This is a genomic window from Xanthomonas sp. WHRI 6106 (assembly GCF_040202405.1).
GTDB lineage: Bacteria > Pseudomonadota > Gammaproteobacteria > Xanthomonadales > Xanthomonadaceae > Xanthomonas > Xanthomonas cannabis.
In genome coordinates, this window is record NZ_JBEGFC010000007.1 from 212,854 (window position 1) to 236,072 (window position 23,219).

At 64.7% G+C, this 23,219-nt stretch carries 22 protein-coding genes; 10 read left to right on the forward strand and 12 right to left on the reverse strand.

Annotated features, from left to right (window positions below):
• Positions 1–20: 20 nt before the first annotated feature.
• The 3 genes from ABQZ09_RS12610 (at position 21) to purU (ending at position 2,780) form a co-directional block, all read left to right on the forward strand.
• Entirely contained in the window at positions 21–896 is an 876-nt protein-coding gene (locus ABQZ09_RS12610; RefSeq protein ID WP_349777032.1) for an NAD(P)-dependent oxidoreductase, read from the forward strand.
• A gap of 422 nt (positions 897–1,318) precedes the next feature.
• Positions 1,319–1,711, forward strand: a complete 393-nt coding sequence (locus tag ABQZ09_RS12615) for an XVIPCD domain-containing protein (RefSeq protein ID WP_039411022.1) — start codon at positions 1,319–1,321, stop codon at positions 1,709–1,711.
• A gap of 217 nt (positions 1,712–1,928) precedes the next feature.
• Positions 1,929–2,780, forward strand: a complete 852-nt coding sequence (gene purU / locus ABQZ09_RS12620) for a formyltetrahydrofolate deformylase (RefSeq protein ID WP_184554201.1) — start codon at positions 1,929–1,931, stop codon at positions 2,778–2,780.
• Between the two features lie 90 nt (positions 2,781–2,870).
• Here purU and ABQZ09_RS12625 read toward each other — a convergent pair whose 3' ends face one another.
• Positions 2,871–3,785, reverse strand: a complete 915-nt coding sequence (locus tag ABQZ09_RS12625) for an AraC family transcriptional regulator (RefSeq protein WP_349777033.1) — start codon at positions 3,783–3,785, stop codon at positions 2,871–2,873.
• A 98-nt stretch (positions 3,786–3,883) separates the two neighbouring features.
• On the opposite strand from ABQZ09_RS12625, the gene ABQZ09_RS12630 reads away from it, so the two are divergent.
• Positions 3,884–4,645, forward strand: coding sequence for an SDR family oxidoreductase (locus ABQZ09_RS12630; RefSeq protein ID WP_228313586.1), 762 nt, complete (start codon positions 3,884–3,886; stop codon positions 4,643–4,645).
• A 322-nt stretch (positions 4,646–4,967) separates the two neighbouring features.
• Here the strand turns inward: ABQZ09_RS12630 and ABQZ09_RS12635 are convergent, their stop codons facing one another.
• The 3 genes from ABQZ09_RS12635 to ABQZ09_RS12645 all read right to left on the reverse strand — a co-directional run bounded on the left by ABQZ09_RS12635 (position 4,968) and on the right by ABQZ09_RS12645 (position 9,199).
• Positions 4,968–6,923, reverse strand: a complete 1,956-nt coding sequence (locus ABQZ09_RS12635; RefSeq protein ID WP_228334597.1) for a choice-of-anchor X domain-containing protein — start codon at positions 6,921–6,923, stop codon at positions 4,968–4,970.
• Positions 6,924–7,227: 304 nt separating this feature from the next.
• Positions 7,228–8,118: a methylenetetrahydrofolate reductase gene (locus ABQZ09_RS12640; protein WP_349777034.1), complete on the reverse strand. Its 891-nt coding sequence runs from the start codon at positions 8,116–8,118 to the stop codon at positions 7,228–7,230.
• Positions 8,119–8,284: 166 nt separating this feature from the next.
• Complete coding sequence (locus ABQZ09_RS12645) at positions 8,285–9,199, reverse strand: LysR family transcriptional regulator (RefSeq protein ID WP_039565700.1); 915 nt, start codon at positions 9,197–9,199, stop codon at positions 8,285–8,287.
• Positions 9,200–9,379: 180 nt separating this feature from the next.
• On the opposite strand from ABQZ09_RS12645, the gene msuE reads away from it, so the two are divergent.
• The 3 genes from msuE to ABQZ09_RS12660 all read left to right on the forward strand — a co-directional run bounded on the left by msuE (position 9,380) and on the right by ABQZ09_RS12660 (position 12,158).
• Positions 9,380–9,973, forward strand: coding sequence for an FMN reductase (gene msuE / locus ABQZ09_RS12650; protein WP_349777035.1), 594 nt, complete (start codon positions 9,380–9,382; stop codon positions 9,971–9,973).
• A 145-nt stretch (positions 9,974–10,118) separates the two neighbouring features.
• Positions 10,119–11,102, forward strand: a complete 984-nt coding sequence (locus tag ABQZ09_RS12655) for a DUF1852 domain-containing protein (protein WP_349777036.1) — start codon at positions 10,119–10,121, stop codon at positions 11,100–11,102.
• A 27-nt stretch (positions 11,103–11,129) separates the two neighbouring features.
• Complete coding sequence (locus tag ABQZ09_RS12660; RefSeq protein WP_039411004.1) at positions 11,130–12,158, forward strand: methionine synthase; 1,029 nt, start codon at positions 11,130–11,132, stop codon at positions 12,156–12,158.
• 65 nt (positions 12,159–12,223) lie between these two features.
• On the opposite strand, the gene ABQZ09_RS12665 is transcribed toward ABQZ09_RS12660, so the two are convergent.
• Positions 12,224–13,675, reverse strand: a complete 1,452-nt coding sequence (locus tag ABQZ09_RS12665) for an OprO/OprP family phosphate-selective porin (protein ID WP_349777037.1) — start codon at positions 13,673–13,675, stop codon at positions 12,224–12,226.
• Between the two features lie 560 nt (positions 13,676–14,235).
• Positions 14,236–15,114: an SDR family oxidoreductase gene (locus ABQZ09_RS12670; protein WP_349777038.1), complete on the reverse strand. Its 879-nt coding sequence runs from the start codon at positions 15,112–15,114 to the stop codon at positions 14,236–14,238.
• Positions 15,115–15,248: 134 nt separating this feature from the next.
• On the opposite strand from ABQZ09_RS12670, the gene ABQZ09_RS12675 reads away from it, so the two are divergent.
• The 3 genes from ABQZ09_RS12675 to ABQZ09_RS12685 all read left to right on the forward strand — a co-directional run bounded on the left by ABQZ09_RS12675 (position 15,249) and on the right by ABQZ09_RS12685 (position 18,753).
• A complete protein-coding gene (locus tag ABQZ09_RS12675; protein WP_228313349.1) occupies positions 15,249–15,680 on the forward strand; it encodes a winged helix-turn-helix transcriptional regulator in 432 nt (143 codons plus the stop codon).
• A 479-nt stretch (positions 15,681–16,159) separates the two neighbouring features.
• Positions 16,160–16,657, forward strand: coding sequence for a hypothetical protein (locus tag ABQZ09_RS12680; protein ID WP_349777039.1), 498 nt, complete (start codon positions 16,160–16,162; stop codon positions 16,655–16,657).
• Positions 16,654–18,753 carry a methyl-accepting chemotaxis protein gene (locus ABQZ09_RS12685; protein WP_349777040.1) on the forward strand — a complete coding sequence of 700 codons (2,100 nt, stop codon included), beginning with the start codon at positions 16,654–16,656 and terminating at the stop codon, positions 18,751–18,753. The genes ABQZ09_RS12680 and ABQZ09_RS12685 overlap by 4 nt, the downstream gene beginning before the upstream one ends.
• A gap of 213 nt (positions 18,754–18,966) precedes the next feature.
• Here ABQZ09_RS12685 and ABQZ09_RS12690 read toward each other — a convergent pair whose 3' ends face one another.
• The 6 genes from ABQZ09_RS12690 to ABQZ09_RS12705 form a co-directional block, all read right to left on the reverse strand.
• Positions 18,967–19,323 (reverse strand): YfeK family protein, encoded by a 357-nt coding sequence (locus ABQZ09_RS12690; protein ID WP_349777041.1) that lies wholly within the window; start codon positions 19,321–19,323, stop codon positions 18,967–18,969.
• Positions 19,324–19,401: 78 nt separating this feature from the next.
• On the reverse strand, positions 19,402–20,193 hold the full coding sequence (locus ABQZ09_RS12695; protein WP_349777042.1) for a hypothetical protein: 792 nt from the start codon (positions 20,191–20,193) through the stop codon (positions 19,402–19,404).
• A 249-nt stretch (positions 20,194–20,442) separates the two neighbouring features.
• Positions 20,443–20,799: a SymE family type I addiction module toxin gene (locus tag ABQZ09_RS12700; protein WP_349777043.1), complete on the reverse strand. Its 357-nt coding sequence runs from the start codon at positions 20,797–20,799 to the stop codon at positions 20,443–20,445.
• A gap of 537 nt (positions 20,800–21,336) precedes the next feature.
• Positions 21,337–21,633 carry a type II toxin-antitoxin system RelE/ParE family toxin gene (locus tag ABQZ09_RS19905; protein ID WP_503019063.1) on the reverse strand — a complete coding sequence of 99 codons (297 nt, stop codon included), beginning with the start codon at positions 21,631–21,633 and terminating at the stop codon, positions 21,337–21,339.
• The gene (locus ABQZ09_RS19910) at positions 21,633–21,857 is read right to left on the reverse strand and encodes an addiction module protein (protein ID WP_039414988.1); all 225 of its coding nucleotides are present in this window, start codon (positions 21,855–21,857) and stop codon (positions 21,633–21,635) included. Before ABQZ09_RS19910 ends, ABQZ09_RS19905 begins: the two co-directional genes overlap by 1 nt.
• Before the next feature lie 546 nt (positions 21,858–22,403).
• The gene (locus ABQZ09_RS12705; protein ID WP_349777044.1) at positions 22,404–22,868 is read right to left on the reverse strand and encodes a hypothetical protein; all 465 of its coding nucleotides are present in this window, start codon (positions 22,866–22,868) and stop codon (positions 22,404–22,406) included.
• Between the last annotated feature and the right edge of the window lie 351 nt (positions 22,869–23,219).

The following is a 23,219-nucleotide window of genomic DNA, read 5'->3' on the forward strand; positions in this document are numbered from 1 at the left end:
ATTCCGAACAAGGACACCGCATGCCGATAGGGTTTCTGGGCTTGGGCACGATGGGCCTGCCGATGGCGCACAACCTGCTGCGTGGCGGCTTTGCGTTGAGCGTGTGGAACCGTTCGCCGGAACGCGCCCAGCCGCTGCGCGATGCTGGCGCCACGGTGGTGGAGCAACCGCGCGATGCCGCGCATGGCCCACTGCTGTTTTCGATGCTGGCCGACGATCATGCGGTGCGCCAGACCGTGCTGGACGGTGGCGTGCTGGATGCGCTGCCGGCCGGCAGCGTGCACGTCAACATGGCCACCATCTCGGTGGCGCTGGCGCATGAGTTGACCGCCCTGCACGCCGAGCGCGGGGTGGCTTATGTGGCCGCGCCGGTACTCGGCCGTGTCGATGTGGCTGCAGCCGGCAAGCTCAACATCCTGGCTGCCGGCGATGATGCCGCGCTGGCCCGCGTGCAGCCGATGTTCGATGTGCTGGGGCAACAGACCTGGCACATCGGCAGCGCGCCCGAGCAGGCCAATGCCGTCAAACTGGCCGCCAACTTCTGCCTGGCCAGCGCCATCGGCGCCATGGCCGAAGCCAGTGCACTGGCACGCGGCCACGGCGTGGACGCCACCCAGTTCCTGGGCATGCTCACCAGCACCTTGTTCGCCGCGCCCGCGTACCAGGGCTACGGCAAGTTGATCATGCAACGCCAGTACACGCCGGCCGGCTTCACCGCCACCCTGGGTCGCAAGGATGTGGATCTGGCCATCCAGGCTGGTGCCGACAGGCAGGTGCCGATGCCGCTGGGCGAACTGCTGCGCGCCAACCTGGACGAGGCCATTGCCCATGGCGATGGCAACGCCGATTGGGCAGTGCTGGCGGAAGTGGCCGCACGTCGGGCGGGGCAGGCGTAGCGCGGTCGAACGCACTGGCGTCAGTAGGCGTACTGCTTGCGAGGTGGGTTGGTTCAAGAAACGTAGACGCTGCTGCAGGCGCACCTTCAGTGCAACGAACATCATGGCCAGGCGCGATGACGCACCGGCATCTGCACCGCATTGCGGTCAAGGAGCGGGCGCGGCAGACGCCAACGCCGCTGCACTGCACGTCAGAGCGCCGCCACACCGTCATGCCGCGCTCCAGGTGCTGGCTGGCTTGAGGCAATCTGCGCAAGCGGCTAAGGTGCCTGCTCGATTCGGCCAGGCACTGCGCTGCGCGATGCGCAACGCGGTCCGGCCACCACCAGCGCCTTCACGGAGAATGCGATGCGATACCTGCACAACAGGCCCGGTTCCACCGCGTGCCCTTCGCGCGCAGCAGCCTGTGCCGGTGACGCGCAATGACCACCCCGCCGGTCGTCAGCCAGGGCCAGGTCGGCCCGGACCATCCCGAGCATCCGGACCATTATCTGTTCGCGCAGATTCGTGAAGCGGTGGGTGTGCTCGATGCCGAATTGAACAAGCCCACCGACGCGGCCAGCGAGCGCATGGCCGCGCGCTTGTTGCCGCTGGCAAAACAGCATGGCTTCGACCAGGTGGACCACGTGGTGCTCAGCCGTCATCTGGGCGAGGTCGGCGAAAACGTGTTCCTGGTGCGCGGTGATCTGGGCGACCCGGCGCATCTGCGGGCGCACATCACCACCCAGGACGCAATGGACACCTCGGTAGAAGACTCGCTCGCGCAGCTGGATGAAATCAATCGTCGCCTGATGCTGCGCCTGCCGCCGCGCTGAGCGCACGCGCCATCTCCAGCCCGGGCCTGGGCGATGGTGTGACCGCCACCTTGCCAATCGATAGGCTGCTGCTCGGGTCACGCCAGCGGCGCCGCGGCGACCATCACCATCGTTCGCGTTGCAGCGTCATCGGTGCTATCGCCTCGCTCGCACCATGCAACAGTTACCGACGCAAGCACTGCGCCAGCGGCGTCATGCATTGGCTATCATTGCGCCGATGCGCTCCGACTACATCCTTACCCTGTCCTGCCCTGATCGCACCGGTATCGTGTACCGCGTCACCGGGCTGCTGTTCGATCTGGCCTGCAATATTCTCGACGCCCAGCAATTTGGCGATGACGAGAGCGGCCGCTTCTTCCTGCGCGTGCATTTCGACAAGCCGCCGGGCACGGATATCGCCAGCCTCGAGCAGCGGTTTGCCATGTTGGCCAACGCATTTCAGATGACGTGGCAGTTGCACGATGCGCGTCGGCGCGCGCGGCTGCTGGTGCTGGTGAGCAAGCAGGGCCATTGCCTCAACGATCTGCTGTTCCGCATGCATAGCCGGCAATTACCGGTGGACATCGCCGCGGTCGTCTCCAACCACACCGACTTTGCGCCGTTGGCGGCGTCCTACGGCATCGCCTTTCATCATCTGCCGGTCAGCGCCGACACGCGTGCCGCACAGGAAGCGCAGCTGCTCGCGTTGGTGGATGATCTGCACATCGATCTGGTGGTGCTGGCGCGCTACATGCAGATCCTCTCGCCCGGCCTGTGCCGCGCGCTGGCCGGGCGCGCCATCAACATCCATCACAGCTTCCTGCCCAGCTTCAAGGGCGCCCAGCCGTATCACCAGGCGCACGCGCGCGGGGTCAAGATCATCGGTGCCACTGCGCACTACGTCACCGAAGACCTGGACGAAGGCCCGATCATCGAACAGGACGTTGCGCGCGTCGACCATGCCATGACGCCACGCGACCTGGTGCGCCTGGGCAGTGATACCGAATCGCTGGTGCTCGCCCGCGCGGTGCGCCGCCATGTCGAACACCGCATCGTGCTCAACGGCCATCGCACGGTGGTGTTTCGCTAGCGTCCAGGCCGCATCCCCGTCACCACGGGCTGGTTGCGTCGACGCAATCGGCTCGCATCATGCGCGCGTGTGCGCATGCCGGCCGTGGCGTCATAGCGCTTCCGCCGCCGCACTCTGCGCGCGCGCATAGTGCGAGGGTGCACTGCCGGTGTGACGAGTGAAGGCCACGCTGAAGCTGCTGGCCGAGCCGTAACCCACCCGCTGCGCCGCCTGCGCAACGCCAAGCCCGTGTTCTGACAGCAGTGTCTTTGCTAGCGCCATGCGCCATGCCAGCAGATATTCCATCGGCGCCATGCCCATCGCACGATTGAAGCGCGTGAAGAACGAGGATCGCGACAGCGCCGCTTCCCTGGCGAGCGCCTCGACCGTCCACGCATGCGCCGGTGCAGCGTGCAGTGCCCGCATCGCCGCTGCCAGGCGCACATCGGAGAGCGCGCGCACCACCCCTGGCGTTGTGTCGCTCGCTGTCAGCGAGCGCAAGGCTTCGATCAACAGCACTTCCAATAGCCGCGCAAGCACTTCCGCGCGTGCGGGTCGGGTTGCGCGTGCCTCTTCGCCCACCAGATTCACCAACGTGGCAAGGCGTGGCTCACCACGCACATGCACCAGCCGGGGCAGCAGCGACACCAGTAGCGCCGCATCAGGCGAACCGAAGCTGCAATGGCCAATCACGACACGAAGATCCGCGGGGCCGTCCTGCGCACCGATACGGAAACTGCCATCGCCCATATCGGTCGGCACCGTGTGGGCCTGCCCGGCCGACGCCAGCACGCTGGAGAGCGTGATGGCGAGCATGGCGGGTGCCAAAACGAAGTCGCCCGCTTCAAGAACGCGCACCTCGCCATCCTCAAGTGCCAGCCGGCACGTCCCTTCGATCACCGCGCAGTAAAACGGGCCTGGCGCATCGGAGCGGCATACCGACCACGCACCAGCACCAACCACAAGCTTGGAAAACCGTGCCGCCGGCCGGAGCAGCAGTACAACCTCGGCAAGCGGGTCGAGCATCGTTGGACTCTGGCAAATGGATTAAATACTTTCAGGTATCGAAAGTATGGTTCTTGAAGCCTAACGTACATCTCTCGTCACGTCACTGAGGGTGCTTCATGCAAACCGTACTCATCACTGGCTGCTCGTCGGGCTTTGGCCTGGCAACCGCCAACTATTTCCTGGAGCGCGACTGGCGCGTGGTCGCCACCATGCGCACGCCACGCGATGACCTGTTTCCGGCGTCGCCCCGGTTGAAGGTATTGCAGCTCGATGTCACCGATACCGACAGCATCCAGGCCGCGGTTGCTGCGGCAGGCACGATCGACGTCCTCGTCAACAACGCAGGCTTCGGTGCGCCCATGCCGCTGGAACTTGCAAGCCTGCAGTCGGTACGCGAGCTGTTCGAAACCAACACCTTCGGTACGCTTGCAGTGACGCAGGCGCTCTTGCCTCAGATGCGTGCGCGCCGCGCCGGGGTCATCGTCAACGTGTCGTCGAGCGCAACGCTCAAGCCGCTTCCGCTGATCGGTGCCTATCGTGCAGCCAAGGCCGCGGTGAACGCGCTGAGCGAATCGCTGGCCACCGAGCTGGAGGACTTCGGCATTCGCGTGCGGGTCGTCTCGCCAGGCTCGTGCGGAGAGACGGCATTCCGTGCCACCGCTCGCACCGGTCTGCGTGGTCTCGACAACGCGGTCTATGGACCGTTTATGCAGCAGACAATGGCACGCATGAGCGCGTCCACTGGCCCGGGAACCCAGTCGATCGATGTTGCCGAGGCGATCTGGCGCGCAGCCACCGACCTGGACGCGCCGATGTTCATCCCTGCGGGTGCAGATGCAGAACTATGGGCATCCGAAGCGGCTCGGATCGGCCCATAAGACCGCTCGAACACTGCGCCGCACGCTGGCGGCTCAGTGTGTCGCACATGCGGCGCCGTCACCGATGGTGAGGCACACCGTGAATCCGTCCGTGGAGTTGCGTTGGCGGCATCCGTGCCGCCAACGGTTCCGCAATCGGTCAGCACACCGCAGCAGGCCGTTTGCTGGTGTCCCTATCGAGAGGCTTGTATGCCGGCCATCTCGATTTCAGGCAGCGATTGTTCGTGGCCCGCTCTGTTTGCAGCAACGCACCGGTGCTCCCATGCATGCCGCAATGGTGACACGCGCGCCGGCCATCTTCGTGCGTACCGCGAACACCGCACTACCTGGCCGCATTCGCATTCATCACCGCATTGCGGTTGGCATCCAGGTACTGCGCCGGGTCGCGCATGCCGGTGGTGTGGCATTGGCCAGTGGTGTGGCCACGATTGACGCCGCCGGGCAGCTGCGCGTTGACCTGCTCCACGGTGCCGTCTTCCGGGTCGTTCAACACCAGGTCCGAGGCCGCATTACAGTAGTCGTTGGTATACCAGTTGGTCTTGGCAAACGAGGTGGTGTAGTAGTTGACCTTGGCGCGCGCATCGGCGGGAATGCCGGCCAGCCAGGCCTTGGCGCCGTCGTAGGTCATGTCCGAGTTGGTGCCGCAGCCCACGCCGAACCACGACCCCACCGCGGCCAGGACGCCGGATAGATTGGTGCCTTGATACGGCGTGCCCACCGACTGCATCACGCGGCCGCCGCTGGCGTTATCCAGCCCGCTCCAGTAGTAGGTGTACAGGTGCAGCGCGGCCATGCCGCCCTGGCTGTGCGCCACCGTGGAAAACGACGACCACTGGCTGGCGAACTGCGCGATGCGCTGTGCGAACTGGTCGTTGCTGCGGTTCTGCTTGGCGTCCAGGAACGTGGACGCATTGGTGAACTGCGCCTGCGGCCACACGCCGTTGGAGCAGTAGCCGTGCACCAGCACCAGCTGCGAGCCGGCCGCCTGCGGCTGCGCCATCGCGGTGGCGCTGGCCAGCGCGGTCGGGCGCGGCCCCATGCGCATGCTTTCGTCGATGCCGCCGGTGGCCCGCGCGATGCTGGCGCGCCGCAATGCGGGCAGCTGCAACGGCAAGCTGCCGGCCTGCACCAAGGGGATGTAATGGTCCGGGTCTTCGATGCGCAGCCCACGCAGCGAGAACGGTGCGCGCGCACCCGCGCGTGCGATCCAGCGCTCGTCCAGGCTCAGCGGCAGCTGCCCTTGCTGCGGCGTGAGCATGCCGCCGATCCACGCCACCGGCACGTCCTTGCCCTTGGCATCGGTGCCCCAGACCTGGCCGAACACGCGATAGTGCGACGGTGCATTTCCGCGTGCCGCCACCGGCAATGCCAGGGTCAGCCGGGTACCGTCGGTCGCGCGTGCGCTGAGCGCATTGCCCAGCAGGCGCAGCGAGGTATCCAGCACCGGCATCACGTGCTCGCTGGTCCGCACGAACGGCTGCCCGGCCTGATCGTGGCCGCGCACGATGACCTGCGCAATCCAGGTGCCCTCGCGGCCTGGCTGGAAGCTCCCGCCATACACGCCGTCGCCCGCAGCGCCATCGTTGTGCGCGCCGTCGTCGGCCATCGGCAGGACACGCACCGTGCCTTGCGGATCGATCACCCGCAGGCTGGCGTCGTCGATCTGCCCCGCCTGGCCGGCGAGCAAGGTGGTGCCACGTGCATCGCTGCCGCTGAGCATCGCATTGAGCGTCAGCGACTTGCCCACCAGCTGCTGGCGGTCACGCGGGTACGAGGCCAGCTGCGTGCGTGCATCGCCCTCCATCAGCACATACCCGCGCTGCGCCACCGGCGAGGCCGATTGCAGGGTCAATGACCAGTTGCCATTCTGCGCGGCGTCCACCGCGTAGCGCATGCCGGTGGTGCCGTTGTCCGCCGTGCCCAGCAATGTGCGCTGTGCCTGCAGTTGCGGCGCGGCAGCGGCGCGTGCGCCGGCAACACGTGGTGCCGCCACGGCGGCGTCCCATGCCTGGTCGCCCGCCAGCACCATGAAACGCAGGTGGCCGTTTTCCACCGGCAGCGTGCCCTGCCAGCGTGCGGCGTTACCGGCCGGTGCCAGCTCCACCGGCAACAGGGCGCTCTTGGACAGGATCGCCGATTCGGCCGGATCGGGCGCGCGCATCTGCGCGAATTCCTCCGGTGGGCCGGCAAGCAGTTTGGGTTGCAGCTCGGCCGCCGCCAGCGGTAGCGAGACCAGCGACAGGGTGCACATCACGGACAACAACGAGGGCTTGGGCATGGCGACATCTCTCCTTGGACGTTGCGGATGCAATGCCATCGCACGCAGCAACGGCATCGGATGCAGCGCCCCCTCGCCGCGATTCGCCGATGGTTATACCCCGCGCGTATGACAAGCCTGCTGTGCGCTGCAACACCTCACGCGTGCAGCAGAAAAACACCAGACTCAAATAGTACGTTCTGTGATTCCGGTCGCGGACACGCCCACGTTCGCCCTGTTTTTGCCGATCAATCTGCCGCCCAGGGCGGCTGCTGAGCGCCGAACCGGCAAGCGTGCGCGCCACCGGGGGGCGGGCACCCTCTGCCTAGGTCGTCGGCAGATCGGTGGCAGCGGGAAGCGCCATGCGGGAGCGGTGGTGCTCGGCCCACGCGAGCGACCGTGCGATGCCGCCGAACGGAAACATGTGCAGGCGCACATCGCCGTGCGCTGGCCTCAGACCTGACGCGAGGCGATCGACAAAGTGGTCCGGCCCTGCGGTCCCCAACAGCTTGCCGAGCGAGATGCCGTACTTGGACAGCATCGCTGCGCTTGCGCCCACGCCGCAGCGTGCGGCATAGCGCGCAAGTACCGCGACGCCGGCAGGACCAGGCACGCCCACGCGTACCGGAGCTTCGATGCCATGCGCGCGCAGTGCGTTCAACCAGGTCAGCACCAGGTCGGCATCGAACGCGAACTGGGTGACGATCAGGGGTGCCATGCCGCGCTCGGCGATGCTGCGACACTTGCGTTGCAGCACCGTCCATCGGTCGTCTGCCTGCATGGCCGGATGTCCTTCCGGATGTCCCGCCACGGCAATGGTCTTGATGCCTGCGCGCTCGAATACGCCTGTCGCGATCAGCGCCAGGCTGTCCGGATACGGCCCGAGCGGTAACGACGGATCGCCTGCAACCACCAGGCAGTGCGCAACGCCGGCGTCATCGACGGCGCGCCTGACAAAGGCCTGCAGCGCGTCCAGCGAGGCGATGCGACGCGCGGACAGGTGGGGCATGGGCGCAAAGCCAAGCCCGCGCACCCGCTGTGCGGCAGCCAGCCGCGTCGCGTCGTCCTGGCCGGGCAGCGACGGGATGGCAATGAGGGTGCCAGGCACGATCCGCGGTGCCACCGCAGACAACGCGGCAATATCGTGTGCGCCCACCTCCAGCGAATAGGCATCGGTCAGTGTGCTGGCGGGCCTGGGCGTGGCTGGATGCATCAACAGGCGTTCCGTTCTTTGATGGAGTGGCGCAGGCATGTCCGCACTGATGACAAAAGGCCGGGTATCGGCATGACCTTCATCAACGCACCAGAGTGCGGCGCGCTGCAGCAATGCAGCACGTGGCCGCCGGGCAACCCAGGTGGCGTGCACAGGCCAGTGGCGCGCATCAGGTGGCCGCCGGTGCGTCAGCGGTGGCATTGGCAGGCTGGCGCGCCAGTTCGATAAAGGCGCGCAGATAGTCGACGGCGATATCGGCCTCGCGTGCGCCCAGGTAGATCTGCTTGGGGATGCCGCGCGCACCCAGCCGCACCGGCACCACGGCCATCCTGGCCGCGTATTCCTCCACCAGCCAGCGCGGCATGGCGGCCACGCCGCGGCCGCTGGCCACCATCTGCATCATGATGTCGGTGGTTTCGATGGCCTTGTGGCGCCGCGGCGTGACACCGGCCGGCAGCAGGAACTGGCTGTAGATGTCCAGCCGCTCCAGGTCTACCGGGTAGCTGATGAGCACCTCGCGTGTCAGCTGCTGCGGTTTGACGTAGGCCGCCGATGCCAAGGCATGACCCTTGGCCACGACCAGCACCTGCTCGTAGTCGAACACCGGTTCGAACCGCAGCCCCGGCTTGAACAACGGGTCCGGCGTGACCAGCAGATCGATCTCGTAGCCGAACAGCGCGCCGATGCCGCCGAACTGGAACTTCTGCTTCACATCCACATCCACGTCCGGCCAGGTGGCCAGATACGGCGCCACCAGCTTGAGCAGCCACTGGTAGCACGGATGGCACTCCATGCCGATACGCAGCGCACCGCGTTCGCCCTGCGCAAACTGCCCCAGGCGCTCTTCGGCCAGATCCAGCTGCGGCAGCACCCGGTTCGCCACCGCCAGCAGGTACTGGCCGGCCTGGGTCAGGCGCAGGCTGCGCCCTTCGCGCAGCCAGATGTCGGTGCCCAACTGCTGCTCCAGCTTTTTCATGCTGTGGCTCAGCGCCGACTGGGTCAGGTTCAACACGCCCGCCGCTGCGGTCAATGAACCTTGCTGCTCGACCTGCTGGACGATGGTGAGATGGATGCGTTCAAGCATTCAGATGATCCGAATTCATGGATTGTTGAGATAACACCATTTTACTTCATTGAATGCGACCCCTAGCATCGGGATCGTCGTTGCTCGCCCACTTCGGGACACGCCTGCAACCAGATGTCTTCACGGGCGGCCCCACTTCCGACGGCGCCACGCGCCTCCCCACTGCTCAGGTCACCCCACATGACTGCACACCCGCCCCATCCGCTCCGCGTCGTTGCCGTTTCCGGTGGCCTGCAACGCCCCTCCAAGGCCGCTGCCCTGGCGCAACACCTGATGGCCCTGATCGGCGAAGCGATGCGGTGTGAGCAGCATCTGGTCGAACTCGGCGCCCTGGCACCGCACTTTGCCGGCGCGCTGTGGCGCTCGCAGCTGCATGACACGGTAGAGCAGGAACTTGCCGCCGTGGAGCAGGCCGACGTGCTGGTGGTGGCCACGCCGGTGTATCGCGGCTCGTTTACCGGGCTGTTCAAGCATTTCTTCGACTTCATCCACCAGGATGCCCTGGTCGACACCCCGGTGCTGCTGGCGGCCACCGGCGGCAGCGAACGCCACGCGCTTGTGATCGACCACCAATTGCGGCCGCTTTTCAGCTTCTTCCAGGCACGCACGTTGCCGCTGGGCGTCTACGCCACCGACCGCGACTTTCTGGATTACCGCGTGCACAACGAGGCGCTGGCCGAGCGCGCCAGCCTGGCGGTGCAGCGCGCACTGCCACTGATCGCACTGACGCGGCCCGCAAGCCCCGGCGCCGCAACCACGGTGGCCGCCGCCTGAGCGGCATTCGCTCCACGGCGGTCATCTGCGGCAGGAGCCATTGGCGCCCGCCCGCTGATCCAAAGGCAGGGCGCGCATCCATCCGACACCCACCGCCGCGCCGCAGAGCGCGCGTCTCACCCAACGAATCAAGGCATCAGTTGCAATGACTCAGCAATTCACCTTCACCATCAAGAGCCTCCGCTTCGACGAGGACTATCAACCCGCGGCCAACACGCGCAACACCACCAACTTCGCCAACCTGGCCAGAGGCGAGCGTCGTCGGGAGAACCTGCGCAACACATTGGCGATGATCAACAACCGCTTCAACGACCTGGCGCACTGGGACAACCCCACGCGTGACCGCTATGGTGTCGCGCTGGAGATCATCTCTGCCCAGATGCACATCGACAGCAACGCAGCGGGCGATGCGTTTCCGTTGATCGAAATCCTGAAGCCCACCATCGTCGACCAACACACCGGCGCGCATATCGACGGCATTGCGGGCAACAATTTTTCGTCCTACGTACGCGACTACGATTTCAGCATCCTGCTGCCCGCACACAATCAGGACGCCACCGGCTTCGCCATCCCGGAGGATTTCGGCAGCCTGCACGGCACGCTGTTCAAGCAGTTCCTGCACTCGGATGCCTACACCGCGCGCTTCGACAAGCCACCGGTCATCTGCATCAGCGTCTCCAGCAGCAGGACCTACCACCGCACCGGAAACCAGCACCCCATCCTGGGCATCGAATACAGCCAGGACGAGGGTTCGTTGACGGACCGGTATTTCGCGAAAATGGGCCTGAAGGTGCGCTATTTCATGCCGCCCGGCAGCGTCGCGCCCTTGGCGTTCTACTTTGTCGGCGACCTGCTGAGCGACTACAGCAACCTGGAGCTGATCGGCACCATCAGCACGATGGAAACCTTCCAGAAGATCTACCGGCCGGAAATCTACAACGCCAATTCCGCAGCGGGGGCGATCTATCAGCCCAGCCTGAAACACCAGGATTATTCGTCCACCCAGATCGTCTACGACCGCGAAGAACGCAGCCGCCTCGCTGTCACGCAGGGCAGGTTCACCCAGGAGCACTTCATCCGGCCCTACGGCAACCTGCTCGCGCAATGGGCCTCCCGGCACGCCTCCTGATCACCACGCCTACAAGACACCAACATCATGACGAAGCTGCTCCCCACCTCAACCGCCGGTAGCCTGCCCAAGCCGTCCTGGCTGGCACAGCCGGAAACACTCTGGTCGCCCTGGAAACTGCAGGACGACGCACTGATCGAAGGCAAGCAGGACGCCTTGCGGCTGTCGCTGCAGGAACAGCAACACGCCGGCATCGATATCGTGAGCGACGGCGAACAGACCCGTCAGCATTTCGTCACCACCTTCATCGAACACCTCAGCGGCGTCGATTTCGAAAAGCGCGAAACGGTCAGGATTCGCGACCGCTACGACGCGAGCGTGCCGACCGTCGTTGGCGCGGTGAGCCGGCCCAAATCCGTGTTCGTGGACGATGCCAGATTCCTGCGCCAGCAAACCCGCCAGCCCATCAAATGGGCGCTGCCGGGTCCCATGACCATGATCGATACGCTCTTTGACGCGCACTACAAGAGCCGCGAAAAACTGGCCTGGGAATTTGCCAAGATCCTCAACCAGGAAGCGAGGGAACTGGAAGCGGCCGGCGTGGACATCATCCAGTTCGACGAGCCGGCCTTCAATGTGTTCTTCGACGAGGTCAACGACTGGGGTGTCGCCACCCTGGAGCGTGCGGTGGAAGGGCTCACCTGCGAGACTGCCGTGCACATCTGTTACGGCTACGGCATCAAGGCCAATACCGACTGGAAGCAGACCCTGGGCTCGGAGTGGCGCCAGTACGAGGAGTCGTTCCCCAAGCTGCAGACATCCTCGCTCGACATCATTTCGCTGGAGTGCCACAACTCGCACGTGCCGATCGATCTGATCGAACTGGTGCGCGGCAAGAAGGTGATGGTCGGCGCCATCGACGTGGCAAGCACCACGATCGAAACGCCGCAGGAAGTGGCTGAGACCTTGCGCAAGGCGCTGCGCTTTGTCGATGCCGACAAGCTCTACCCGTCCACCAACTGCGGCATGGCGCCGCTCGCCCGGCATGTCGCGCGTGGCAAACTCAGTGCGCTTAGCGCAGGCGCGCAGATCGTGCGTGGAGAGTTGTCGGCTTAGGGACCAGCGGCACAAAAAAGCCCCCGCAAGCGGGGGCTTTTTCGTTTTCCATCGCGTTGCAGGGATCAGTAATTGACCTGCAACTGCAGCCGCAGCAGATCGCCTTCCACCACCGGGTACGGCGCGGTGGTGACGTCGGTGCGCTTCATCTTCGAATAGGCGAACACCAGCTCCAGCGCGTCCATCGGCTGCCACTCGATACCGGCTTCCACTTCGTCCAGGCGCATGCGCGGGGCGTTGGTATCGAACTTGGAGCCGCCACGGTAGGTCTGCCATTTGAGGTAGGGCAGCAGGGTGCCGTAGTTGCCATCGTGCTTGTACATCGCCTGCACGTAGCCGCCGCTCAGCGAGCGGGTGCGGATGCGGCGCTGTTCCACATCCAGTTCCGGGCCGCGTCCCACCGTCCACTCGGCTTGCAGACCGAACGGCTGCGGGTAGTAGATGACATGCGCGGCCACGCGCTGGTCGGTGTAGCCGTTGGGGTCGGTGATGGCCGGAGTGAAGTTGCGCCCGCCGATGTTCACTGCCGCCGCGGTCGGCACAAAGCGCCCGCTATACGCATCGGCGCCCACTTCCAGGTATTGCCCGTTGGCGAACTTGAACGGGTAGGTGGCATGCACCACCGCATGCATGCTGTCGTTACGCTCGGCGCGGTTGGCGCCCTGGCCGTTGTACACGCCTGCGCCCAGCACACCGTAGTCGCCCGAGCCCTTCAGACCGGATTTGATCAGGTCCTGGAAGCGGCCCTTGGCCACGGTGGGGCTGTAATAGAACACCGCACCGATATCGCGTTCGTCGCGCAGGCCGGAGTTGAGCGCGTCGGCGCGGTCCAGGGTGAGGCGGTTCTGGCTGGACTGCAGGTTTTCCCAGCCGTACGGCATCTTCGACTGGCCCACACGCACGCGGTACTCGCGCTTCTTGTCGAAGAAGATGTCGGCGTACGCATCGCGCAGCTGCGCGAAGTTGGTGGTGTTGGTGCCGGCCGGCGTGCTCGCAAAGTCCGGCTGGAAATACAGTGACACGTGCTCGTTGAGATCGCCGCTGAGCACCAGGCGCGCGCGCCGGATGCCCAGGCTCTGGTCGTTACCGATGAAGCGGTCGCCCGGCGCACGCAGGTCCTGCGCGTCGCCACCGATGCCCTGGTTGTAGCGGATCTGGGTGTAGCCACGCAGGCTGAGCTTGTCGTACCACTTCTTGCCGGCATCGCTGGCCTTGGCCGGTGCGGGCGCCGGAACCGGGGCGGGGGCGGCCTGGGCAACGGCGGTATCGGCCGGCGTGGTGACGCCCGGCGCAGGCGGCAGCGGCTGTGCGGGGGCGGCGGGCATCGCCGACGCCGGCAGCTTGCCGTTCTCGTCCACTTGCACGAACTTGCCCAGCTTGTCGCGGCCCGGCGCCGGCTCGGCGAAGATCTGCTTGGTCTTGCGGTCGACGTACAGCTCCAGCTCGGCGGCCAGCGTGCTGCCGCTGGCGGTGGCGCTGAGCGCGCACAGGACGGTGGCGAAATTGCGTTTTTTCATTGGTCCGGCTCGTGCAAGGGGAAACGGGTCGGCGGCAATGTGGGCCGGTGCGCCCCGCGGGGGCGGCAAACACGGCGCCGACGTGCCCACCAGGGCGCCCGGTCATCCCTGACGGTGCGGCAATGGCGAACAGTTATATTTAGATTTGATGTCAGTTTGGTGACATCGCCGGTGCCAGCGGCCCGGGGCCTTGTGTCAGCCGCGTGTCCGCGCGATGGCAATTGCGCGACGGCTGCAAGGCGGGCGCGTCTGCGCAGATGCGGGCGGTAGGATCGGGCCGCCGGAGCGCGCGGGGTCGATTGGCGCGCGCCACAGCACCACGCCTGGCCCGCTTGCCGGATGCGCGACCGAGCACGCCAAGACGTATCAGCCGACGCAGGCGCATTCACCACACCCACCCACTACGTGCCGCGTGCCGAGTCTGTCGTGGCGGGACGCTTATCGACTGCTGATGGATGCCGAGGCGGGCGGGGCCGCCTCCGATCATCCAGGCGCGATCAGGCGCGTGGGCGCCTGCCGGCAGCGACGCCCTGCCGCGCGGGCAAGGCGTCGGGTGCTGCTCAGCGTGCGGCCAGCGCCGCCGCCACGGCATCGCGCAGCGGAGTGGTGGGGCGGCCGATCAGCCGGCTCAGGGTGTGGCTGTCATCGAACAGGCTGCCACCGCGTGAGGACGCAGAGCACTGCGCCAGTACCTGGGCGAAGCCGGCCGGCAGGCCGATCTGCACCAGCGCCGCCGCGTAATCGGCTTCCGGCAGGTCGTGGTAGGCCACCGGCTTGCCCGACTGCTGTGCCACTTCGGCGGCATACTCGGCCATGTTGAAGGCGGTATCGCCGGCCAGTTCGTACACCTGCCCGGCCTGCGGCGCCTCCGAGGCCAGCACCGCTGCCGCTGCCGCTGCATAGTCGGCACGCGTGGCGGCGCTGATCCTGCCCTCGCCGGAGCTGCCGATCACCGCGCCGTGCTCCACTTCGGCCGCGATCGAGCCGGTGTAGTTCTCGGTGTACCAGCCGTTGCGCAGCAGCACATGCGGCACGCCGCTCTCGCGCAGCAGCGCTTCGGTGGCTACGTGCTCGTCGGCCAGCGACAGCGTGCTGGTCTCGGCATGCAACACACTGGTATAGGCAAGCAGGTCCACCCCGGCGCGCTTGGCCGCCTCGATCACATTGCGATGCTGCGGCACGCGCGCGCCCACCGCGTTGGACGACACCAGCAACACCCGGCCAACGCCGGCAAAGGCCGCATCCAGGCTCTGCGGGTCTGCATAGTCGGCCCGACGCACCGCGATGTCGCGTTTTGCGAACTCGGCAAGTGACGCGGTATCGCGGGCCGTTGCTACGATGCGGCTGGCGGGCACGCGTTCAAGCAGCGCTTCGACAACCAGCGCACCCAGCTGCCCGCTGGAGCCGGTGACAAGAATCAGGGGGGATGCAGATGCCATGGTGTGCTCCGATAGGGTTGTATAAGAGATTTGGTCTACTATCTAGACCGTGTTGTCCGCCAGCATAGTGTCAGCGCCGGCCGGGCCTCCGCAAGGAGGCAGTTTTCCTCCTCCTGGTTACCGAGAGATACCCCGTGAATGCGATTGCCTTGTTCCCGCCGCCGCCTTCTCTTGAAGGTCCCTTCGACGCTACCAAGTGCCCCGTGCGCGATGTGCTCGACCAGATCGGTGACAAGTGGACCTTGCTGATCCTGTTGACGCTGATTCCCGGGCCGTCGCGGTTCAGCGCCATCCAGCGCGCCGTGCCGGACATCTCCAAGCGCATGCTGACCCAGACCCTGCGCAACCTCGAGCGCAACGGCATGATCACCCGCAAGGTCTACGCCACCAAACCGCCCAGCGTGGAATATGCGTTGTCCAAGCTGGGCATCGCGCTGCTCGGCCCGGTCTCGCAATTGCTCAACTGGGCCGGCGAACACCACGCCAGCATCCGCGCCGCCCGCGAGCGCTTCGACCGCGCGCAACAGGCGCTCGTGGCAATGGATCCCGAAGAAGCGATGGCGTAGGCGCAGCCGTGTCTGGGGTGGAGCGCGCACGCTGGGACGCCTCAAGTGCACAGATGCGCTAGGCGCCCGGTCGATTACCGGTCGCCGGGCTGACAGCGCAACAACCACTGGCTGGTGTGCTGGATAGGCGGCCCGGCGATCGATGAGCTTGCGCTGGGCAGCCTCTGCTACAGCTTGCAAGTTTCCGATGCCGCTTTCCCAGCCGCTGACCAACGCGGGTCAGCGCGTGAGGGCATCGTGTCACCGGCGACACGATGCCCCGCCATCCCCCGCCGCCGCAAACGTGAAGGCGCGCTCACAAATACCCGGTTTGGCTAAACGCAGCGCGGCGTGCAACTAGTGCCGGTAGCTCATAGAACCTTGCCCCGCAATAAAAACGTCCTTGGCTATCGCCGCCATCACAAATTTCAATCGCAAGCCGCCTCAAGCGCAGCAGGCCGCATCCGATAAGGGCTCACCTTCTCTCGCGAAACTGCGCCATGCCCTTGTTCGGCAGCATCTCTCCTGCATCCCGACGCACCCTGGGCGCCGCCCTGCTCGCGCTGTGGTGTGGCTGGATCGCGGTGGCGTGGACAACGCCTCGCGCGCACGCAGGTGATCTGGCCAGCGCCTGGGCGCAGGTCCAGGCCAGCCTGCCAGCGGCCCAGCCGGGGCCGATGCTGATCGGCGTCGCAGGTGCCTGCGCCTGCGCGGATCTGGCGAGCGATCGCGCCTGGGCCATGCTCAGCAGCGCAGTGCGGGCCCGCGGCGGCCAGGTGCGCCTGCTCGACAGCCCCGCACTGCGCGGTAGCGACTATTCGGTGTGGTTGCTCGGTGCTGACGGCCAACCGCGCTACGCCGGCCCGGCCGATGGCGGTGCCGTGTGCGGCACGGCCGGCGCGGCTGATTGGTCGCGTTGGCTTCCCAACGTGCTGGCGCGTACCCCGAGTGCCGCGTTGGCCTTCCCTTGTCCGTGTGCCGTGGAGTCGCTGTCATGATTGAGCTGCCCGCATCGGTGCCACCGAGCTCCAACTACGCCACGCGCCTGGCGATCAAGGCCGACCGTCTGTTTCTGTGGCTTGCCGTGCTGCAAGGCGCCGGCTCGCTGGCACTGGCGTGGAGCCAGGGCCAGTTGACCACGTTCCTGGCAGTGACGCTGCCCAGCCTGGTGCTGATGGCCTGGCAAGTGCACGCCAACCCCGGCACGCGCCTGACCCGCATTACCAACGCGCTGGTGCTGATGGCCCTGGTCGCGGCCACCATCCAGCAAGCGCATGGCCTGGTGGAAATGCACTTCGGCGTCTTCGTGATCCTGGCGCTGCTGCTCTATTACCGCGACTGGCTGCCGGTGGTGGTCGCCGCCGGCGCCATCGCCGTGCATCACCTGGCCTTCTATTGGCTGCAATCGCGCGGCATGCCGGTGCAGGCGTTCACCGTGGGCAGCGGCTTCGGCATCGTGGTGTTGCACGCCGGCTATGTGATCGTGGAAACCGCCTTCGTCTGCGTCATGGCGGTCCAGTTGCGGCGCCAGGTCGATGCGCTCGATCACGAAGCCGAAGCGCTGGCCGAACTGGCCGACACGCTGGCAGCCGGCGCCACCTTGCCGCCGGCGATCCTGCGGCAGACCTTCCGCAGCGGCTCGCTGGCGCAGGCGCTGGTGCGCATGAGCGTGCAGGTGGAAGAGCGCATCGCACAGCAACAGCACCTGCTGCTGGAAAACCGACGCATCCGTCTGGCCCTGGATGCGTCGGCCATGGCCGTGGCAATCGTCGACGGGCAGGGCACCGCCATCTACCGCAATCAATCGTTCCAGCAACTGAGCACGCAGGTCGACAGCAACGTGCTGCACGCCGCGCTTGCCGATGCCGTGCAGTTGCGGCATGACGCCGGCACCAGCAGAACGCGCGCGCTGGCAGCGTTGCAGCTGCAGGAAAACATCACCCCCGTCCGCGATCACGACGGCGCTTCGCTGGGCGTGGTGGTGGAGTGGCAAGACCGCACCCAGGAGCTGGCGCTGGAAGAACAGTTGGCCACCGTCATTGCACACGCCACGCGTGGCGAGCTCGGCGCTCGTCTGCAGGGCCACGCCAAGGGCGGCACGCTCGGCCAGCTGGCCGATGGAGTGAATCAATTTCTCGCCATCACCGACGACAGCCTGCAGGACATGCGCCAGATGCTGGCCGCAATGTCGCGCGGCGATCTCTCGCAACGCATCGATCGCCAGTGCGACGGCGTGTTCGAACAGATGAAGCGCGATGCCAATGCCACCGCCGACGAACTCGCCCGCATCATTGCGCAGATTCGCAGCTCCAGTACCGCCATCAATGACGCTGCCGGCCACATCCTCACCCGCAACGATGCGTTGGAGCAGCAAGTGCAGCGGCAGTCGGCCACCTTGGGCCGCACCGCCACCCAGGTACAGGCCGTGCTCGGCACCATGCAGCAGCACACCGCGCAGGCCGCAGACGCCGACAAACTTACCGCTGCCGCATCCGAGGCCGCACGCAGCGGTGGCCACACCATGCAGCAGGCGATGGGCACCATGCAGCAGATGGAGCAGGCCTCGCTTCGCATCCAGGACATCGTCTCGGTCATCGACAGCATCGCCTTCCAGACCAATATCCTGGCTCTGAATGCCGCCGTCGAAGCTGCACGCGCTGGCGATGAAGGCCGCGGCTTTGCGGTCGTCGCCAGCGAAGTGCGCGCGCTGGCGCTACGCTCGTCCACTGCGGCCAGCCAGATCAAGACACTCATCGGCGAATCGGTCACGCAGATGCAAGCGGGTGTGCAACAAGTCCGCCACGCAGGCGAAGGCATGCAGCACATCGTCGCCACCATCGGCCAGGTCAGCGGCACGCTCAGCAAGATCGCGCTGGCCTCGCAACAGGAAGCCGGCAGCATCGCGCAGGTGCATCACACCCTTACCGGCGTTGACACCGACATGCGCGACGGCGTCACCCGCATGCAGGACGCCAGCGCCGCCGCGCGCGCCATGGGCGACCATGCCGCGCGGCTGCAAGATGCGGTGAGTGCGTTTGTGGCGGATGGCTTCGATGGCCGCGCTGCTGTCGTGCAAAGGCTACGCGTTGCCTGATCAACGCTGGCCTCTCGTTGGCGCGCGATAGTGCCGCGGCTGATCTTGCCCGATCGCCGGTGCTGACGCCGGCCTTTCCAGCGCCGATCGATGCAACCAGCGATTTCGGCCGGCCGGTCCACAGAAGCGATCCAGTAGTAGTTGCCAGCGCCTACAGCAGGCGAGCCTGCAACGCAGATGCTGCAGCGCAGGCCTGATGCTGACGCCTGCCGATTACTTGCGCAACTCTCGCAGCTTGCCAGTGAACCAGGATTGGCTGGATACCGGCGCAACGTTGCCGCAACGCACCTGATATGGCGTGCCCGACATGCTGCTCTTGGTAGCGGCAAGTTCGATGAATGACTCGGTGGAGGTCACCAGCCCCTTCTTCTGCAGGTACGCATACTTGCGCTGCAAATGTTCGCTGGCTTTCGGCGCCGCGTACCACGACCCATTGCGCGAGAACTCGCAATTGGATTGCGCAAGGACCTTGAAAAGCTCACCAACTTCACGCGACGTGGCCGGCGAAACATCCTGCGCCGATGCAGAGGTACCAAGCTGCAGGGCAATCAGAAGAAATCTAGCGTTCATCATTGATTTTAGCGCGGAGCAAGCATCCCTCAGTAGGCACGCGAACCGGCTGAAGCGACATGGCTCAGCCCACTGACGCTAAACAGGCTCAGGGACGTAGCGTAACAACGTGGAACCGGCGAAGTAATTCCCGTAGTACTCGTTCTGCCGCAACCCCGGGTTCCCCTCAAAGTCGATGTAAGGCTCGGAACAATGCGGGCAGCGAAACGGATTGAGGTAGGCGTAGCTGGACCCGTCCGGCGCCAAGGGCAGTGCCTGTTCCAGCGCAGCAAGCGCCTGGGCATCGGGCTCGGACAGCGCTGCGGGGCTGCCGGGCAACTGGCTGTCGACGGTGATGGTGTAGCTGCCGGACCCGGAATAGAAGTAACCCGCCTCGCTGAAGCCGGCATGGTAGGAGCGGATCAGGAACGAGCGCTTGCAGTGCTCGCACTCGCAGGAAAGCAGCACGTTGCTGTTGGTGACAAGCCCGCTGAAATGCAGCCCCCTCGCAAACAGCCCCTTGCCTGCAAGGGCCGCGTTGGAAATGGCCGCACCCGGCAGGAAGAACGGCTGAAACCGGATCCCCGCTGCCTTGCCCGTGGCAAACGCATCGGGGTCGAGCTGCTCGGTCTGGGAAATGACGCAGTCCGCCTGGCAACCCAGGTTGGCATGCACCCGAATGGAAAAGTGGAACCACCCAGATGCGGCACCGAGTTCATGTCGGTGCACGTCTCCTGTCGAATCGACAAACTCTAGGATGCTATCGGCTTCCAACCACACACACGGTTTGATCTCGCACGGAAGATCGCTTTGGCTGATCCGAAACAGCTCGCGTCCATTGGCTTGAACACTCAGTAATGCGGGGGCTTTCTTCTTGAAGATGGAGAACATGCTGTCCTTGGCGGTATGGCGTGAGGGAAAGTGTGGTAGGCAAGATCCGGACAAACTGAAATGTCAGCGCGGCCTGGGTCGAATGACCATTCAACGCCGCCACCGCAGCCGGAACGTACTTGGTTACACCACGCACCGTGGATGCTATCGATTTCTCAGTGCTTAGCGGCGAGTGTGCATGATGCGGGACACACGCGATGCGTTGAATGTAGAGCATGTACGCCTGCGTTACGTGCACGGCACGCCTAGTTAATCCGTAGGTACCACACTGACGACCAGCTCGCCGTCGCGCAGGCGGATCTGCACCTTGCTGCCGATGGCAAAGCCCAGTTGTTCCAGCCAACGTCCGCGCAAGCGCAGGGTGGGGATGCGGTGGTTGCTGGCCGGGTAGTAGCCACAGCCGATGGTGCAGTGGTGCGGGGCGCGTGGATGCCATGGCCGCGGCGTGCGGGGTTCGCCGCGTGGCTCGGGGATTGGCGTGCGCTCGGCGTACACCCGTGGCGGAATCGAAGGGTCGAGCGTGCGCCAGCCGATCTCGGTAGGCGGCGGCACCGTGGCGCGCTTGCGCGCCGATGTAGGACGGGGTGGGGATGGGGATCGACGCATGGCAAAGCCCTCCTTGACCAACAGGCCCCGTCGCCGGGCGGCGACGGGATGTCGGGAGGTTAGAAACCGAAGACAGACGGCGGGCGTATTCCCCTTGCGGGTGTTGTATTGGCCGCCCTCCCGACGCAGAGCATCGCGTCGGCTGCGCCAGCAGGAAACTGCAGGCACAAAAAACCCACCAGGATTTCGGAGGTGGGTACCGCTGTCTTAGGAGTTTCTACGCTCCTTGAGGAAGAGATTGCTGCGTGTTTGTTGGGATGTCAACTGCCCGGCGGCCGGGCCTCGATAAACTTAGGCCTCACCAAGGGTTTTCCCGGTGTCGATTCCTCGCATTTCCGTACCAACTAAAACTAGAGGCCTGCGGTTGAAACCATCCAAAGCGACTTAGCCTCAGAGACAAGCCAGCGCTACTCGGTCATCAGGACATCAGGTGACTGGCCTGAAAGGTCTACTCTCAGCTCTCGCCAAGTAATCTTCATATGCGCCCTGACGCCTCAACAAGCCATTCCGCAAGGTGGGTCTGGCTTGAACGAATTGTTAGCCTCCAGCGCGACGGACCAGTGCTGATGGATCACGCCGATGATGGAACACCGCAACGACAAGAAACTCATCACCGTGAACCCGATAAACCAGTGAGAACGGAAACCTGCGCAACAAAACCCGCTGACAGCTACCGGCAACAGCCTCGAACGTCTCTGGGCTTCTTACAGCTGCGGCCACAGTAGCATCCAAGGCCCGAGCAAATTCCAAGCCAAGTCCAGCAGCGCGGGACTCATACCAGGCCTGCGCCTCAAGAGCCTCAGTCCTGGCTTGAGGCCGAAATAAGACACGCATTAGTGATTGCGCTGGAAAAGATCAGCGCGGACCTGATCCCAGGGCACCGCAGTCGCCGGATCCAGGTCATGCTCTTGCAACCGAGCCTGCACTGCCTGGAGCTGGGCAGGTGTCAACGTCGCAGACTCCGGACTCTCAGCAGCAATACTGTCCCAAATGTCTTCCGCAAGCTGGATACGCTCGGCTATGGAGAGCTTGAGGAAATCGGGTCTGGGCTTGCTCATAGGGGCAGTATAGACCGATGCACTTCTGGGAGCTAACGTATGAGTCAAGCCATGCCGCGAAGCGGCATCGGCTTGAATGAAATGTTAGGGCCCACTAGACGACGGGCTAGCAAGCCGAAAGTTAAGCCGCACGCCAAGGCCACGGGGAGAGGTTGAAGGAAGTCCCCGTAGAGCATCCAGGCGGGGAAGGCACCATAGTAGCGCCATGGCTTGGATATGCGAATAACGCAGATTGCCAACAGCCAGGCAGTGGGAATAAAAGCGCATGTGGCTGGATTTGGAATCTTGCGAATACTCAAGCCACCCAACGTGAGTATTGGCAGAAGACTTGTGAAAGATACACCTGAAAGGCCAATCCAAAGAGAGGTGTCTGGAGTCGTTATGTTCCAGCGGGATGGCCAATAAGCAAAGTACGTGCCGAGCGACAGGGCCGCGGCCATGATCCAGGCGCCCACCATGCAAAGTCCGACTCGCAGCATACGTTTCATGTCGGCCTAACGCCTGAATTAAGACGACCCGCGAAGCGGCGTCGGGTTGAACGAATTGTCAGACCGCACCCTGTTTGAGGACGATTGGCTGAACGAGCGAAGCTTGCCATAGCTGCAGACGGTAGTGATCTTGGCCATCAAGCCCATCCTCCGACAGTGAACTTAAGCCGGAGGAGGAGAGTCTCACTCTATACGTGCCTGGCTCAAGATCAAAGCGTGCCGCGTCCGGGAAATAGTCTGTGCAGCCGGCAACCACGAGCGGACCGCTTGTGACCACTAGTGAACCCTCTACGACATGGTCGAAGTCAGCAAGGTCAGCGGGCGGCTCTGAGTCCAAGAACTCAAGTGTCACTGGCACGTCCATGTTGCGAGCGGTACCGATACCAACTACTCCCGTTGATACAGCAAACATGCGCTGAGTGGCGGCAGGGCTCCATGCATCCGAGAGGTCGCCGCTGGCCCCTTCATCCTGCAGGTAGAACTGGAAGTAGTCGGCGAATAGTTTGAGATTGTGGGACGGCATTAGTGCGGTCTTACGTCTGAGTTAAGTGGCGCCGCGAAGCAGAGTCGGCTTGAATGAATTGTCAGAGATCATGCTGCGCCCGCTCAAGAAGCTCGCTGAATAATTTGTCTTGCAGGTCAGGCGTGAGTCCTGCTCGATCCGCTGCGGGTGCAACAACAAGAGAGAGCTCATCGTCGGCCTTAGACAACTGGTTGTTCCACTCAACGAGCTCATCAAACATTCGCCTTCGACCTGGGGCGCTCACAAAGGCTTCTGATCGTTCGCGAAAATAACGCGACGTCCCCCCAATTTTGAGTAGCACGCCAGTTTGGAGTCCAATTCCCTAACCGAAGGAGATTGGACGTGAAGAAG